Origin of the sequence: Achromobacter sp. Marseille-Q0513 (genome assembly GCF_018195695.1) — a bacterium.
Taxonomy (GTDB): Bacteria; Pseudomonadota; Gammaproteobacteria; order Burkholderiales; family Burkholderiaceae_B; genus Achromobacter.
Genome location: NZ_JAGTJY010000170.1, coordinates 1 through 13,728, shown reverse-complemented (window position 1 = coordinate 13,728; position 13,728 = coordinate 1). Strand labels below are relative to the sequence as shown.

The following is a 13,728-nucleotide window of genomic DNA, read 5'->3' as shown; positions in this document are numbered from 1 at the left end:
GCCACGTGCTGGGCGCGGCGCGCAGCCTGCCGGTGAGCCGGCGCGCCGCGCCCAGCACGTGGCGGTTCAGCGCCTCGCGCAGCGCCGCATCCTCCGCGAGCTTGCGGCCCATCGCCAGCAAGGCGCTTTCCAGGTGCGCGGCCAGCGCCGAGTCCGGCGTGGACAGGTCGCGCCGCAGCGCCGCGTGGATGTCGTCCCATAGTCCGCGCACGTACTCCTGCACCTTCGGGTGATCGATGGCGCGCTGCTTGAGCGCCTCGGCCTGCGCCGCCAGCGCCGGATCGCTGCGCAGCCGTCCGATATAGTCCTGCAGCCAGCCCTCGTAGTCCTGGCGCACCGGATGATCCGGCTGCGACAGCACTTCGCGCAGCTCCTGCACCAGCGCGCGCGCCAGCCGGTCGGCCAGGTTGTCGGCGATGCCGTCCACCGAGGCGATCACGTCCACGGCCGCGATGATGCGCGGCCATTCCTTGCGCGCGAACTTCACCAGCAGATTCGAGGCGCGCTCGCGCACCTCTTCCGTGCCCAGGTAGCCGCCCAGCCGCTCCAGCGCGGCGTCCAGCAGCTCCTGATGGCGTCCGTCGCGCGTCAGCAGGCCCAGCACCTCGCCGGCCGTGGCGGACGCGTCCCAGCGCCGCAGATTGGACACCACGAACTCCTGGATCACGCCGCGCACCGCGCGGTCGTCCAGCAGATCCAGCGTCTGCAGCGCCACGCGGCGCGCGCCCTCGCTCAGGACGCGCGCCTGCCGTGGCCGCTCCAGCCAGCGGGCCAGGCGCGCGGCCGGATCGAACACGCGCAGTTTTTCCAGCAGCGTGTCCGGGTCCAGGAAATGGTCGCGCACGAACACGGCCAGGTTGTCGGCGATGCGGTCCTTGTTGCTGGGGATGATGGCGGTGTGCGGAATCGGCAGCCCCAGCGGCCGGCGGAACAGCGCCACCACCGCGAACCAGTCCGCCAGCGCGCCCACCGTGGCCGCCTCACAGAACGCCCGCACCCAGGCCCAGACGCCATGCCCGCCCATCGCGTGGCTGGCCACGAAACCGCCCAGCATGGCGGCCAGCAGGAGCAACGCGGCGATCTTCATGCGCCGCAGCTGCGCGCGCCGCGCGTCCGAGGCCAGGGAGGAATGAGGAACGGCGGGCGTGTCGTGGCGAGGCGTGTCGGTCATGCGGTCGTGGCGCTCGAGGGACGAATCAGCTTTGCAGCATACCAAGCGCGCGCCGCCCGCCGTCCGCCTGTCGTTCCCGCCTCGCAAACCTGCCTTGCGCGCTGGCGCCAGGCCGTGGAAACCCTTGATTGACAAGGCATGACCCGTGACGCCTAATGCATCGATCCAATAAAAAAGACATATGTCCGATATAACGGACATAACGATCGCCACCACCGCTTCCATCCAAAGGGGAATGCCATGACCACTTCCGTACGCGCCGGCCTGCTGTCGCTGGCCGCCGCCGCCCTCCTGTCCGCCGCGCCCGCCCAGGCCGGCAAGCTCGAAGACGTGCTGGCCCGCGGCCATCTCGTCCTGGGCACCGGCAGCACCAACGCGCCCTGGCATTTCAAGAGCGCGGACGACAAGCTGCAGGGCTTCGACGTAGACATGGGCCGCATCATCGCCAAGGCGCTGTTCGGCAATCCCGACAAGATCACCTACGTCAACCAGTCGTCCGACGCGCGCATCCCCAACATCACCACTAACAAGGTCGACATCACCTGCCAGTTCATGACCGTGACGGGCGAACGCGCCCAGCAGGTCGCCTTCACCATTCCCTACTACCGCGAAGGCGTGGGCCTGATGCTCAAGGCCGACGGCAAGTACGCTGACTACGCCGCGTTGAAGGAAGCCGGCTCGTCCGTGACGATCTCGGTACTGCAGAACGTCTACGCCGAACCGATGGTGCGCGCCGCGCTGCCCAAGGCCAATGTCGACCAATACGAGTCCGTGGACCTGATCTACCAGGCGCTGGCCTCGGGCCGCGCCGACGCGGTGGCCACCGACCAGTCCTCGCTGGCCTGGTACATGACGCAGAATCCCGGCCGCTTCAAGGACGCCGGCTATGGCTGGAACCCGCAGACCTACGCCTGCGCCGTCAAGCGCGGCGACCAGGACTGGCTCAACTTCGTCAACACGGCCCTGCACGAAGCCATGACCGGCGTCGAATTCGACGCCTACGCCAAGTCGTTCAAGACCTGGTTCGGCAAGGACCTGCCGCCGCCGCAGATCGGCTTCCCGGTCGAATACCGCTGATCCTCGCCCGCGGCGGGGCCGTCCTCGCCGCCACCCTGCTTGCGGGAACGACGCATGGACTACACGCTGAATTTCGGCGCCGTCTGGCGCAACTTCGAGTACCTCATGAGCGGCCTGGCGCTGAGCCTGGGCCTGGCCGCGGTTTCCATCCTGATCGGCGCGGCGATCGGCCTGGCCCTGGCCTTCGCGCTGACATCCAGGCGCCTGGCGCTGTCCGCGCCGGCGCGGCTGTACGTCACGCTGCTGCGCAACCTGCCCATCCTGGTGCTGGTGTTGTTCGCCTATTTCGCGCTGCCCCAGCTGGGAGTCCGGATCGACAAGATCAAGAGCTTCATGCTGGTGCTGTCGCTCTATTCCGGCGCCTACCTGGCCGAGGTGTTCCGCGCCGGGCTGCTGTCGATCCCGCGCGGCCTGACCGAGGCCGGACTGGCGATAGGCCTGACGCCCACGCAGATCCGCGCGACCATCATCGCGCCGCTGATGCTGCGCAACGTGCTGCCCTCGCTATCGTCCACGATCATCTCGCTGTTCAAGGACACCTCGCTGGCGGCCGTCATCGCCGTGCCCGAACTGACCTTCGCCGCGCGCAAGATCAACGTCGAGAGCTTCCGCGTCATCGAGACCTGGATCGTCACGTCCGCGCTCTATGTCGCCTGCTGCTTCCTCATCGCCGCCGCGCTGCGCCTGATCGAGCGCCGCCTGGCGCTGCCCAGGTGAATCCCATGTCGCAGACCTTTCTTGAACAACTGTGGGCCGCCCGCCACGTCATCCTGAACGGCCTGGCGGTCTCGGTGTCGATCTCGCTGCTGGCCATCGCCGCGGGCTCCGTCCTGGGCGTGCTGGCCGGCCTGGCGCTGACCTATGGCGGCCGGGCCGCGCGCCTGGCGCTGCGGACCTACATCGACATCGTGCGCGGCACGCCGGTGCTGGTCCTGGTGCTGGCCAGCTACTACGTGTCGGCCGCCATCGGCCTGGACCTGGGGCCCTTCGCGGCCGGCGTGCTGGCGCTGGCGGTGTTCTGCTCGTCGCACGTCGGCGAGATCGTGCGCGGCGCGCTGCAGGCCATTCCCCGGGGCCAGACCGAAGCCGCCAAGGCCATCGGCCTGAGCTTCACCCAGACCTTCTCGTCGGTGCTGTGGCCGCAGGCGCTGCGCCAATGCCTGCCGGCCTGGGTCAACACGGCGGCCGAGATGGTCAAGGCGTCCACCCTGCTGTCCGTCATCGGCGTCGCCGAGCTGCTGCTGCGCACGCAGGAGATCATCTCGCGCAACTTCATGAGCCTCCAGTTCTATTTCCTGGCCGGAGGCCTGTACTTCATCGTGAACTTCGGCATCGAGCGCCTTGGCAAATACGTCGAGCGCAAGACCGCGCTGCCGTCCTGAGGAGATCACCATCGTGGCCAACACCATCCTGGACATCGCGGGCCTGCGCAAGGCCTACGGCCAGAACGAAGTGCTCAAGGGCGTGGACTGCGCCGTGCGCGAAGGCGAAGTCATCTCCATCATCGGCTCGTCCGGCTCGGGCAAGACGACCATGCTCCGCTGCATCAACATGCTGGAGGAATTCGAGGGCGGCACCATCCGGCTGGACGGCGAGGAAATCGGCCACCACGTCGAAGGCGGCCAGCGCCGGCGCAAGAGCGAGAAGGACATCGCCCGCCAGCGCGCGCTGACCGGCATGGCCTTCCAGCAGTTCAACCTGTTCCCCCACATGAGCGCCGCCGAGAACGTCATGCTGGGCCTCATCAAGGTCAAGAAGCTGGACAAGGCCCAGGCCCGCGCCATCGCCGAACAATGGCTGGAACGCGTGGGCCTGGCGGCCCGCGCCAACCATTACCCCGGCCAGCTCTCCGGCGGCCAGCAGCAGCGCGTGGCCATCGCCCGCGCCATCGCCATGGCGCCCAGGCTGATGCTGTTCGACGAAGTGACCTCGGCGCTGGACCCCGAGCTGGTGGGCGAGGTGCTGCAGGTCATCAAGGCGCTGGCGGCCGACGGCATGACCATGCTGCTGGTCACGCACGAAATGCGCTTCGCCTACGAAGTATCGTCCCGCGTCATCTTCATGAACCAGGGCGTCATCTGCGAAGAAGGCGACCCCAGGGAGATGTTCGCGCGCCCCCGGACCGAGCGGCTCGCGGAGTTCCTCAAGTCGTCGAGCTTCAGCTAGGACCCGCCGCCGGCGGCCGCTCGCCCGATCGCCTATGATGGCCGTCCGCGACTTGCGGACGGATCCCACCGGAACGAGGTACTGGAGATGAACATGGCCGACGCCCCCGGCGACACCGTGGCGAAACGCACCCGGGGGCTGGACCGCGCGTTCGAGATCCTGGAATTCCTGCGCGTGCGGCGCCAGCCCCTGCGCCCCAACGAAATCGCCGCGGCCATCGGCGCGCCGCGCTCGTCCGTCTATGAGCTGGTCAACCTGCTGCTCGAACACGGCATGCTCGAATACCAGGGCGGCGATGGCCGCGTGTTCCTGGGCCGCCGCCTGTATTTCCTGGGCACGGCCTACGCCGAACAGTTCGACCTGATGCGCGAATGCGACCGCATGCTGGTCCGGCTGGCCGAGGAAACCCGCGAAACCGCGCAGATGTGCCTGCTCGAAGGCAATAAGTACACGGTTGCCATGATGCGCGAAGGACTGCGGCCGTTCCGCATCTCGTCCAGCGTGGGCGAGCTGGTTCCGATCCCCTGGACCGCGTCGGGCCGGCTGCTGCTGGCGCACCTGTCGGACCAGCAGATCAGCGCGCTGATCCCGCCCGAGGACTTCGTCATGCCCGACGGCGGCCGGCTCGCGGCCGCCGATTTCATCGCCGAGGTCCGGCGCGCCGCCAGCGACGGCTACTTCGCCTTCAACAGCGTGGTCGAGAACTTCACTCACTGCTTCGCCGCGCCCGTCCGCCAGGCCGACGGCGCCTGCATCGCCACGCTCTGCCTGGTGACGCCGCGCGAGGACGGCCTGAACAACCGCGACGCCTATCTCGACAGCCTGCTGCGGGCGGCCCGCGAGATCTCCGAAAAACTGGGCTTCAACCCCTCGCCGGCGCGATCCTCGCGCGCCTGAGCCTCGGCGGCCACTGGCCGCCGCGATCGCTTCCGCGCCCGCATCGCTCGCCACTCGCCGCTCGCCGCTCGTCACTCATCGCGCATGGCGCATTGCTGGCGCGGTGTGACAGCGCTCGCGGCTGACGCTTTGAAACGATGCAATGCATCGATTTCACGCAGCCCAGATTTCCCCTTGTAAATGCGGGGCAGTCTCCGAGTCCCAGTCTCGAATTCAGAATTGTCTTATGCCGCCATTCCGATGGCCATAGTCTAATTCCGTGGCAGAAAAAGCAATGCGCGCACGCCTCCCTCCGGGAGGTCATTTATTTTGGCGCGCCCATTTTTCGAACCCATGCATCACCTGCGCTCGTTGCTTGACCCAAGACCAAGATCCGCTGCTCGCCTCCCCGCAGAAACTCAGCAAGGCAATCAGAAATTCCCGAGGACGTTTAATGAGATTCCATCTATCCGGCGCAGCCGCCCTGCTCGCGACGCTCATCCTGACGGGCTGCAACACCATCAGCCCCGCGCGCGTCTCAGAGGAACCCGAGGCGCGCAACCAGGAAGAAAAATGCTATCAAGAGTTTTCCGCGCTGAAGAACCTGGATCCGGCGACCTACGAAAAATACCGTGAGCAGATGAATGCCATCGACGAGAACTTCCGGATCTACAAATCCAACGAAACGCTCATCGACGCAAACGCCTCCGAAATCATGCTGACGGAAGTGAAGAAAATGCTCTCCCTGGTTTGCGTTCGAATCAACAGCGCGGTCTATTCCAATATGAGGACCCGCGCCCAAAGCCTGAACAAGCTATGAGAAAGTACGTCTACGCGACGCTTTGCGGCACGCTGCTGCTTTCCAGCAAGGCGGCGTTTGCCATCGAAACCAGCCTGCTGGACCGGCTGGCCCAGGAGCGCATCATCGGCGACGGACAGGCCCGGCCCCAGGCCTATCCCGTTCCCGCACAGCCCGGCTCGCCACGCGCGGCCAGCCCGGCACAAGCGCCGAGCGCCAACGCGGAACTCGTCGGCCAATTGCGGCAGGCGAACGAACAGCTCAAGGAACTGGAGCAGAAGCTGGCCGCGATGGAACAGGGCAACGCGCTGCTCATCGAGCAGCTGGCGCAGCGGCAGGCTCAAGGAAACAGCTCGCCGGAATCCAGCGCCCAGGCCGCCGAGCAGGCGCAGAACCAGGCCCGCATCCGCGAACTGGGCCAGCAGCTTGAGGGCGCGCAAGCGCAAAGAGACGCCCTGGCGGCCGAACTCGCCAGCGCCAGGACGGCGACGGCAGGCAACGCCTCCCAAGACAGCGCGCTCAGCGCCGCCCTGGGCACGGCGCGAACCGAAATCGCCGGCCTGAAACAACAGGCGGCGGACCTGCAGGCCGCCAACCAGCAGCTCAGGGATCAGCAACTCAGGAACCAGCAACTGAGGGACCAGCAGGCCGCGCAATCCACGCAACAGGCCAAGGCGGACAAGGCGGACAGCGCCGGGCGCATCGTCATCAACGACGCGGCGCCCAAGGACGTGCGCGTCAGCTATGCCGTCGGCGCCTGGTACGCGGAAAGCGCGCCGCAGGAGACCCAGAAGTTCGCCTCCATCGGCAAGAAGCTGGACCTGCAGGCGTTCTCGCAAGGATTCACCGACAAGATCAACAACCGCCTGCAGCTGCCCCAGGCCAAGCTCTCGGCCGAACTCGACGGCGCGCAGCAGCAGCTGGAAACCGCCATGCTGTCCAAGAATGAAAAGGAGAGCAAGGCCCTGCTGGCGGCGGCCGCGAAGGAAAAAGGCGCCGTCAAGATGCCGGACGGCGTGATCTACAGGATTCTCGACAAGGACAAGTCGCCGAGCGTGGCGGACAAGAACGAAATCCTGTTCGACATCGAAGAACAGCTCTCCACGGGCGAAGAACTGGTCCGGGAAACTCGCAGCAGCCACGTCAAGGACCTGCCGCCGCTGTTCCAGAGCATCGTCAAGCAGCTGGGGCTTGGCGGCTCGGCGAAGATCCTCACCCCCGTGACCCAGGCCCATGCCGCATCGGGCATCCCGCCTGGCACCGTTTCGATCATCACGATCAAGCTGGCCGGCATCAAGTAGATCCCTTCCGCTTCCCTGCCCCGCGACGCGCCGGCCTGCCCCGGCGCATCGCGAATCCACGCTATGATGCCGCCGCAATATAGATGACTATATTTCGATGCTCCCTTCGCCGCCTGATCCAGGCGCCGGCCCCGGGACATGGAAACAAGACGGCCGCGAACGGCCAGGGAGCAGGGATTTGACCAAGACGATCGACCCGCGCGAGGCCGTGGGCCAGGCCTATTCCGCGCAAGCCATGCTGCACGCGCGCGAGCGTTCCATGCAAGCCGTCCAGGAAATCGGCAGGCTCATCCGCCCCGGCATGACCGAGCAACAGGCCCGCGAGGCCGCCAGCGCCCATCTGCTCGCCATGGGCATCGATCGGATCTGGCATCCCACCATCGTGCGCTTCGGTCCCGCCACGCTCAAAACCTTCAAGCAGGCCTCCGAACCCGGGCGCGTGCTGGGCGAAGACGACATCTACTTCGTCGACATCGGCCCGGTCTGGGACGGCCACGAGGGCGACGCAGGCGATACCTTCGTCACCGGCTCGGATCGCGACATGCAGGCCGCCGCCCTGGCCGCGCGCCAGCTCTGGCGCGAGGTCAGCGAACTCTGGCGCGCGCAGCACCTGAGCGGCGCCGACCTGTACGCGCAAGCCGCAAGCCGCGCCGAGGCGCTGGGCTGGCGCCTGAACCTGGACATCAAGGGCCACCGCGTCAGCGACTTCCCGCATGCCATCTACAAGGCCGGCAGCCTGGGCGACTTCGGCCTCTGTCCGGACACGGGCATCTGGATCCTGGAAATCCAGATCGCCCATCCGCAACGGCCCTTTGGCGCGTTCTATGAGGACATCCTGATGCGCGACGACGCGGCGGCCTGAGCCTGCGCGCCGCAGGCGGCTTGAACCAGGCGCCTGCCAACGGACGCGAACCCTCCGACGGCGCTATCCGGGCGCCGCAGAAGACCTCTTCCGCGCGAACAGGCGCCCACATGACTACTGCCAGAATCTGGCAGCATCACCCTCTAGGATGACGGCTCCTTTTGTTGCTTCCGGAGCCCATCTTGCCCTCTCCCGTTCCCGCCCGCCTCAACCTGTTCCTGCTGTATGTCGCCGACCCGCTGGCCAGCGTGGCCTTCTACCAGCGCCTGCTCGACCGCGATCCGCTGGATGCCTTTCCGAGCTATGCCGCCTTTGCCCTGGACGGCGGCTACGTGCTGGGCCTGTGGGCCTCTCACCGTGTCAACCCGCCACCGCCCGTCTCGGGCCACCGCAGCGAAATCGCCTTCACTGTTGCGGACGACGACGCCGTGCGCAGCCTCCACGCGCACTGGCAGACGCTGGGCGTACCCATCGAGCAGCCGCCCGTCGCCGAAGTCTTCGGACTGACCTTCGTCGCCCTGGATCCCGACGGCCACCGCATCCGCGTCTGCCCGCGCTGAACGTCGCCATCTTCACGCGCGTTCAAGACCCGGCGCGACGGACGCGCCAGCATGGCGGCTTTGCCTAGAGCCGCGCCATGCACGCCCCTAACACCGCCGGCGATCAAACCGGATCGCCTGTCGCGCCCGCCCCCGCCCCGCCAGAGAAAGTCGTCATCGTGTTGTCGGCCGGCCTCGGCCCAGGCCAAGCAGCCAACGCCGCCGCCTGCATCGCCGCCGGCCTGGGCGCGGGCCAACCCGGTTGGGCCGCGCAGCCGCTGCGCGATGCCGAGGGACTGCACTCATCGGCGATTTCGCACCTGCCCATCATCATCCTCAGCGCCAGTGACGCGCAGATGGCCGCGCTGTGCGACCGTCTGCCCATGGAGTCGCCCGCCGGCGGCGGGCTGGCGCTGTTTCCCGCCTATGCGCAAGGCATCCACGACTGCCACGCCTATTGGGAACGCCACCGGGAATCCGCGCATCGCGGCCTGCCCATGCTGGGTATAGGGCTGGCCGGCGCGCGGCGGTGGGTCAACGGACTGACGGGCAGCCTGCCGATGCTGCGCTAGGCCGCCGCGATGGCACGCGCCCGGCAAGGCCGTCAAGAACGTCGGAACGCCCTAGCCCTTCTTCGGCGGCTGGGCCTCCAGGAACTCGGCGCAATCCGGCACCGGCGTCGCGGGCCGATACACCGAACCTTCCTCTTTCCACTTGTAGGTCACGGTATAGCTGCACTGTTTGTCGGCCTGCGGCTGCGACTGCGCCGCCGTCGGCGCCGGCAGCTTGCTCGAATCCGCATAGCGGCTGGCCCCCGCCGGTGCGCGCGTGGCCTGGGTGGTGACCTGCAGGTCCGGATACGACTGCCCGCCCGCCACCGCCTTGAGCACGGCGTCGTAGCGATACTGATCCATGCAATTAGCCTCGCGTCGCTGCTGATCCGCTTCGTTGAAGCAGGACCGGATCGACGCCTGGGCGCTAAAGGGCATCAGGTGCACCAGGCCCGAGACCTTCTGGTCCAGATCGACCATGAACAAATACAGGTCCTTGCGCGAGAAACTGCCGCCCGAAAACTGGATCTCCTGCTTGTAGTCCGGCTCGGCGGGGCCGATCACGCCAACGAGGGCGCGCTCCTCGCTCAGGCGGATCAGGTGCGGCCAGACAGTGAAGTGGGAAAAGTTCGGAATATCCGGCAGGTCCCAGATGCGGTAATCGGCGCGCAGGCTACGGCCGGACGCAAAGGGACCGTTGTCCTCGAATCCGCCGTCCAGCTTGATCCCGACGCACCAATCGGCCTGCTCATTGCAGTACAGATTGTTCTGCGGGTTCAGCTTCAACGCTTCGACATCGGGCTGGGCCGCGGCGGCAATGACGGGCAAGGCGGCGCACATCAGCAGCGCAAGGGTCTTCTTCATCGTTGTACCTGGTCGGCGCGAATACGGTGGCGCATTGTGGCGCAGTTTTTCCGGCGGGGCGTCACCAATTGTTTAAAGGGCTACGAATTCTCGAAAGCGGGCTTGCGGGGAGTGACCCACGGCCCTTGCCTGACCCGTCCGGTCGCCCGCCGGTCTTATTGCCTGCCCATCTACTTGCCCTGCACGCCCGATACCGTGAAGCGCAGCCGGTCGTGCTTGACGCACTGCCAGAAATAATCTTCCGTGCACCGCTCAAGCACGGTCCGCGCTGGGAATAATCCCTCAGCGAAATCCCGCAATCCGTCTGCGCGAGCCTCCGATACTCGCCGGAATCTGCACGGCACAGGCGCAGAGTCACCGTCAGCTTGATGGGCCCCAACTTCACCTGGCTTGTGCCCAGGGCTACGATTTAACCACGCTGCGGGATTATGCCGAACGGACTAAACCACCCCCAACATTGGCTTGATTCGCTGATTCATTTCCACAAAATCCTCATAAGTCAGCTCCGGATCATCATTGAGCACAAGATACACGCCGTTCGTCAGCCGCCGCACGTCTTGTACCTTACCCTGTAACCGCGCGACCACTTCATCTGGCCCATATCCCAGCGCGCGCTCGCAAAGCTCCGCATCCCAGAATTGAGCAGGATATAACGTGTATATATTATTTCGCCCATCAATATTTATAGACTCATCCTCGCGCAATTTAAAGTAAATCGGATTATCCTCAGGCGATCTACCTTGATAATTAAAAGCATACATATCATAGTCAACACGGACGCGATATGGCTCAAAAGCCTCAACAACTTTCGGAATTTGGTTCTTTACAACATCGGAATAATCAATTTTCTTATTGGAAATTTTGAATCCATACCGTATGTGCTCATCCATATAAGCACGATCGTGGTACACATATTTTTCACCGCGATAGGTATAGTCTCCGATGAACTTAAGTCCTCTAACAGGTAGTTTTATTCCATATACCGCAGCCAACTCACCGCCACAATCCGGAGCGATAGGTAGATTAAGACCTTTGAAACCCAAGGGAGCTCCAAATCTAGACATGCCATCCATGACCCTGGCATGCCGCTGTTCTATGCTAAAACCCCTATTCGGCCTAGCATAAAACCATAGCTCAATATCCGCAGCGCTCATGGGGCCCTCACCCGAGTTGTGATAATTTTATCAAAATCGTTGTCTCGTATAAATTTATTAGCCTGCGCCTCAACCTTGGCGTTTGGAAATTCATAAATAACCTTATAGCCGGGATTTTGCTCCACTGCAGTTCGCACTCGCCTCAAGGTACTCAACACCGACTCTTGCGCTGCTTGATTCCAAATCGCCAGTTTTGTCTTAGCATCAATAAGCAAAACTGCGGATCCATCAGCGGCCTTTTCAATACCGTCAAATTTTACAAAATTAATACCATCCAATTTCGGATTGTTGTACCGCAATGCCGGCACGGCCAATTTACCTGTCGCCAAATCAGTATAAGCGCCGCTAGTTCCTGCCTGAAAATTCTGTGCAGCCTGATTACCCTTTGGACTCTCAGCGACATAGATCAAGCCTTTGTTCTCACTCGTCAAGGCCCTTGCCTCAGTCTCCGTAAGCACCCGAGTATTAAGGTTGGGCAACAAGCTGTCTGCCTTGCTGCCAACTGTTCCTCCCGTGGCCAGACGTTCAGCCGAACCCACCTTACCCAGTACGCTACCGCCCAACGCCGATACTTCGGCTTGACGTACTACGGCTTGCAGCACTGCGCGGCTAACAAGAATCCCCCCCAGTGCGAAGCCGCTACTATCGATGGCCAAGCCCTCGGCAACGCTATTGGACAGCGTACCTTGGAAAGATCCGCCTCTCACGTCTGGCGTCGCTTGGATTATTGGCGTGTTGGCCGGATAAACGACCGGCGTTCCCTCCTTGTTGCCGAAGAGCACAATGTTGCCGGTTTCCATCACCTGCTTGACGGCAATCTGGCAAGGCAGCGATCCTGGTTGAAAACAAGCGACTGTCAGCGCCTTGTCTCGTTGCTCGGACATGGCGTTCATTTCCTTGGCCTGCTCACAAGAGTTCTGAATGCCCTTTTGACATTCACTCATCAACCTGTCGTATCGCACTTGCTCAGACCTTGCAGAGTCCGTGCCTATCTGACCAAGGTAGTTATTCTCCGTCTCGATCTGCGCCGCCAGTGCTGCAACTCGACTGTCGCCGCCCAACGCCGCGCCAACTCCTGCCACCAGGCTGGTAATGATGTTGGTATGCGTCTGTTTCTCTTCGGCGGTCAAGCCTTCCGCAGTCTTGCCGGACCAGCTGTCCAGGAGATTGTTGAGCACAACGCTAGCCGCCGCGCCACTTGCGCCCGCGGTGCAACTGGCGCGTTGAGCCGCTGCTCCTGCACATCCGACGAGTCCTTGCAACGCTGCGCGGGCAACTTCGCTATTGAGCGCGTCGGCAACTTCCTTCACCTGGGCCGTTCCCAGTGCCTGCAGGTAGCTCACCGCAGCGCGCTGCACGAACTCTCCGGCGCTGCCCGTGACATTGCCGCTCGCTGCTCCCATGACTATGGACAACGTCCGGCCATATTCGCCGCTTACAGTCCACTTCAACGCGTCTTGGTACTCTGCCTTCAATTGCTCCTTTAGGACGGGGTTTGTCTCAGCCTTGTATGCCCTCTCCAGCGCATCGGCCTCTTCCGCCCGATTCGTCAGGAACTGCCCCGTCTGCCGGCTCGCCTCGGCCATAATGTCGAACCCGGCCTGGATCTTCTCCTTGTCAAAGATCGGCTTGAGCGCGTTCAACGTATCCGACGTATCCCGGTTCAACGAAGCGATCGTCTCCGCCGCCGTCTTGCCGGTCAGCGCCTGCTGACCCGCCTCGTCGCGGATCACGATCGTGCCGCCGCTGATGGCGCTGCCCGTGGTCGAGCTGCCGCTGCCGCTGGCGGCCGCGACCATCGGCGGCTTGATCGACACGTTGCCCGACGATGGCAGCGAGGTGCTCGCCTCCTTGCTCGCGCCGCCCGCGACCTGGTTGTCCTTGGTCGTGCCCAGGCCCGTGCCGCCGCTCTTATCGCCGCCACCCAACCCGATGCCGCCGCCCACCGAAACCTGATAAGCGCTGTAGTTGGCCTTGTTCTTGACGTCCTCCGTCACCAGCGTGCCTGTGCTCAGCTTATTCAGCCCGTCGGCTACCGCCTTGTCGCTGCTGGCGATGACGCTGCCGATCAGCGTCGTGTTGCTCTTCACGTCGATCAGGAAACCGCCATCACCTGCCCACAAGCCGGTCTGCTCGGTCACCGACTTGAAGTCGCTCTTCATCTGGCCGGCGCCGGCGTTGGCGCTAATGCTGCTCGTGCATGTGCCGGTCAGGCAGATCGACGCACCGATACCCGCGCTTTGATTCTTGGCGTCGTACTTGCTGGTGTCCTGCAGGCTCTCCAGCAGCAGATTGCTGCCCACCGACGCGATAATCTGCTCGGCCTTGCCTGAGGCGCCCTTGAAGGTGGTGTCGCCACCCGACTGGA

The 13,728-nt window shown here is 64.2% G+C and carries 14 protein-coding genes; 10 read left to right on the top strand and 4 right to left on the bottom strand.

What is annotated here, in order from left to right:
- Nucleotides 1–1,171: DUF445 domain-containing protein (locus KDH83_RS24805; protein ID WP_212320674.1), on the bottom strand; the 1,171-nt coding region annotated here is incomplete at its 3' end.
- A 240-nt stretch (nt 1,172–1,411) separates the two neighbouring features.
- Here KDH83_RS24805 and KDH83_RS24800 point away from each other — a divergent pair.
- From KDH83_RS24800 to KDH83_RS24755, 10 genes are all read left to right on the top strand, one after another.
- Nucleotides 1,412–2,248 carry a transporter substrate-binding domain-containing protein gene (locus KDH83_RS24800; protein ID WP_212320673.1) on the top strand — a complete coding sequence of 279 codons (837 nt, stop codon included), beginning with the start codon at nt 1,412–1,414 and terminating at the stop codon, nt 2,246–2,248.
- 54 nt (nt 2,249–2,302) lie between these two features.
- Nucleotides 2,303–2,965, top strand: a complete 663-nt coding sequence (locus tag KDH83_RS24795) for an amino acid ABC transporter permease (protein WP_103274742.1) — start codon at nt 2,303–2,305, stop codon at nt 2,963–2,965.
- A 5-nt stretch (nt 2,966–2,970) separates the two neighbouring features.
- Nucleotides 2,971–3,630 (top strand): amino acid ABC transporter permease, encoded by a 660-nt coding sequence (locus KDH83_RS24790; RefSeq protein WP_212320672.1) that lies wholly within the window; start codon nt 2,971–2,973, stop codon nt 3,628–3,630.
- A gap of 13 nt (nt 3,631–3,643) precedes the next feature.
- A complete protein-coding gene (locus KDH83_RS24785) occupies nt 3,644–4,414 on the top strand; it encodes an amino acid ABC transporter ATP-binding protein (RefSeq protein ID WP_349291665.1) in 771 nt (256 codons plus the stop codon).
- Nucleotides 4,415–4,507: 93 nt separating this feature from the next.
- Nucleotides 4,508–5,311: an IclR family transcriptional regulator gene (locus KDH83_RS24780; protein ID WP_212320671.1), complete on the top strand. Its 804-nt coding sequence runs from the start codon at nt 4,508–4,510 to the stop codon at nt 5,309–5,311.
- 355 nt (nt 5,312–5,666) lie between these two features.
- Complete coding sequence (locus KDH83_RS24775) at nt 5,667–6,110, top strand: hypothetical protein (RefSeq protein WP_212320670.1); 444 nt, start codon at nt 5,667–5,669, stop codon at nt 6,108–6,110.
- On the top strand, nt 6,107–7,390 hold the full coding sequence (locus KDH83_RS24770; RefSeq protein ID WP_212320669.1) for an FKBP-type peptidyl-prolyl cis-trans isomerase N-terminal domain-containing protein: 1,284 nt from the start codon (nt 6,107–6,109) through the stop codon (nt 7,388–7,390). Before KDH83_RS24775 ends, KDH83_RS24770 begins: the two co-directional genes overlap by 4 nt.
- A 178-nt stretch (nt 7,391–7,568) precedes the next feature.
- Complete coding sequence (locus KDH83_RS24765; RefSeq protein ID WP_249205333.1) at nt 7,569–8,252, top strand: M24 family metallopeptidase; 684 nt, start codon at nt 7,569–7,571, stop codon at nt 8,250–8,252.
- A 182-nt stretch (nt 8,253–8,434) separates the two neighbouring features.
- Nucleotides 8,435–8,812, top strand: a complete 378-nt coding sequence (locus KDH83_RS24760) for a VOC family protein (protein ID WP_249205332.1) — start codon at nt 8,435–8,437, stop codon at nt 8,810–8,812.
- Nucleotides 8,813–8,889: 77 nt separating this feature from the next.
- A complete protein-coding gene (locus KDH83_RS24755; RefSeq protein ID WP_212320667.1) occupies nt 8,890–9,363 on the top strand; it encodes a DUF2000 domain-containing protein in 474 nt (157 codons plus the stop codon).
- Between the two features lie 51 nt (nt 9,364–9,414).
- Here KDH83_RS24755 and KDH83_RS24750 read toward each other — a convergent pair whose 3' ends face one another.
- The 3 genes from KDH83_RS24750 to KDH83_RS24740 all read right to left on the bottom strand — a co-directional run.
- Entirely contained in the window at nt 9,415–10,206 is a 792-nt protein-coding gene (locus KDH83_RS24750; protein WP_212320666.1) for a hypothetical protein, read from the bottom strand.
- 440 nt (nt 10,207–10,646) lie between these two features.
- Nucleotides 10,647–11,360, bottom strand: a complete 714-nt coding sequence (locus tag KDH83_RS24745; protein ID WP_212320665.1) for a hypothetical protein — start codon at nt 11,358–11,360, stop codon at nt 10,647–10,649.
- The coding region (locus tag KDH83_RS24740; protein ID WP_212320664.1) for a hemagglutinin repeat-containing protein at nt 11,357–13,728 on the bottom strand (2,372 nt) is incomplete at its 5' end. The genes KDH83_RS24740 and KDH83_RS24745, both read right to left, overlap by 4 nt.

Coding starts and splice junctions, on each gene's coding strand:
- KDH83_RS24800 (WP_212320673.1), top strand. CDS start 1,412: ATGACCACTTCCGTACGCGCCGGCCTGCTGTCGCTGGCCGCCGCCGCC.
- KDH83_RS24795 (WP_103274742.1), top strand. CDS start 2,303: ATGGACTACACGCTGAATTTCGGCGCCGTCTGGCGCAACTTCGAGTAC.
- KDH83_RS24790 (WP_212320672.1), top strand. CDS start 2,971: ATGTCGCAGACCTTTCTTGAACAACTGTGGGCCGCCCGCCACGTCATC.
- KDH83_RS24780 (WP_212320671.1), top strand. CDS start 4,508: ATGGCCGACGCCCCCGGCGACACCGTGGCGAAACGCACCCGGGGGCTG.
- KDH83_RS24770 (WP_212320669.1), top strand. CDS start 6,107: ATGAGAAAGTACGTCTACGCGACGCTTTGCGGCACGCTGCTGCTTTCC.
- KDH83_RS24755 (WP_212320667.1), top strand. CDS start 8,890: ATGCACGCCCCTAACACCGCCGGCGATCAAACCGGATCGCCTGTCGCG.
- KDH83_RS24750 (WP_212320666.1), bottom strand. CDS start 10,206: ATGAAGAAGACCCTTGCGCTGCTGATGTGCGCCGCCTTGCCCGTCATT.
- KDH83_RS24745 (WP_212320665.1), bottom strand. CDS start 11,360: ATGAGCGCTGCGGATATTGAGCTATGGTTTTATGCTAGGCCGAATAGG.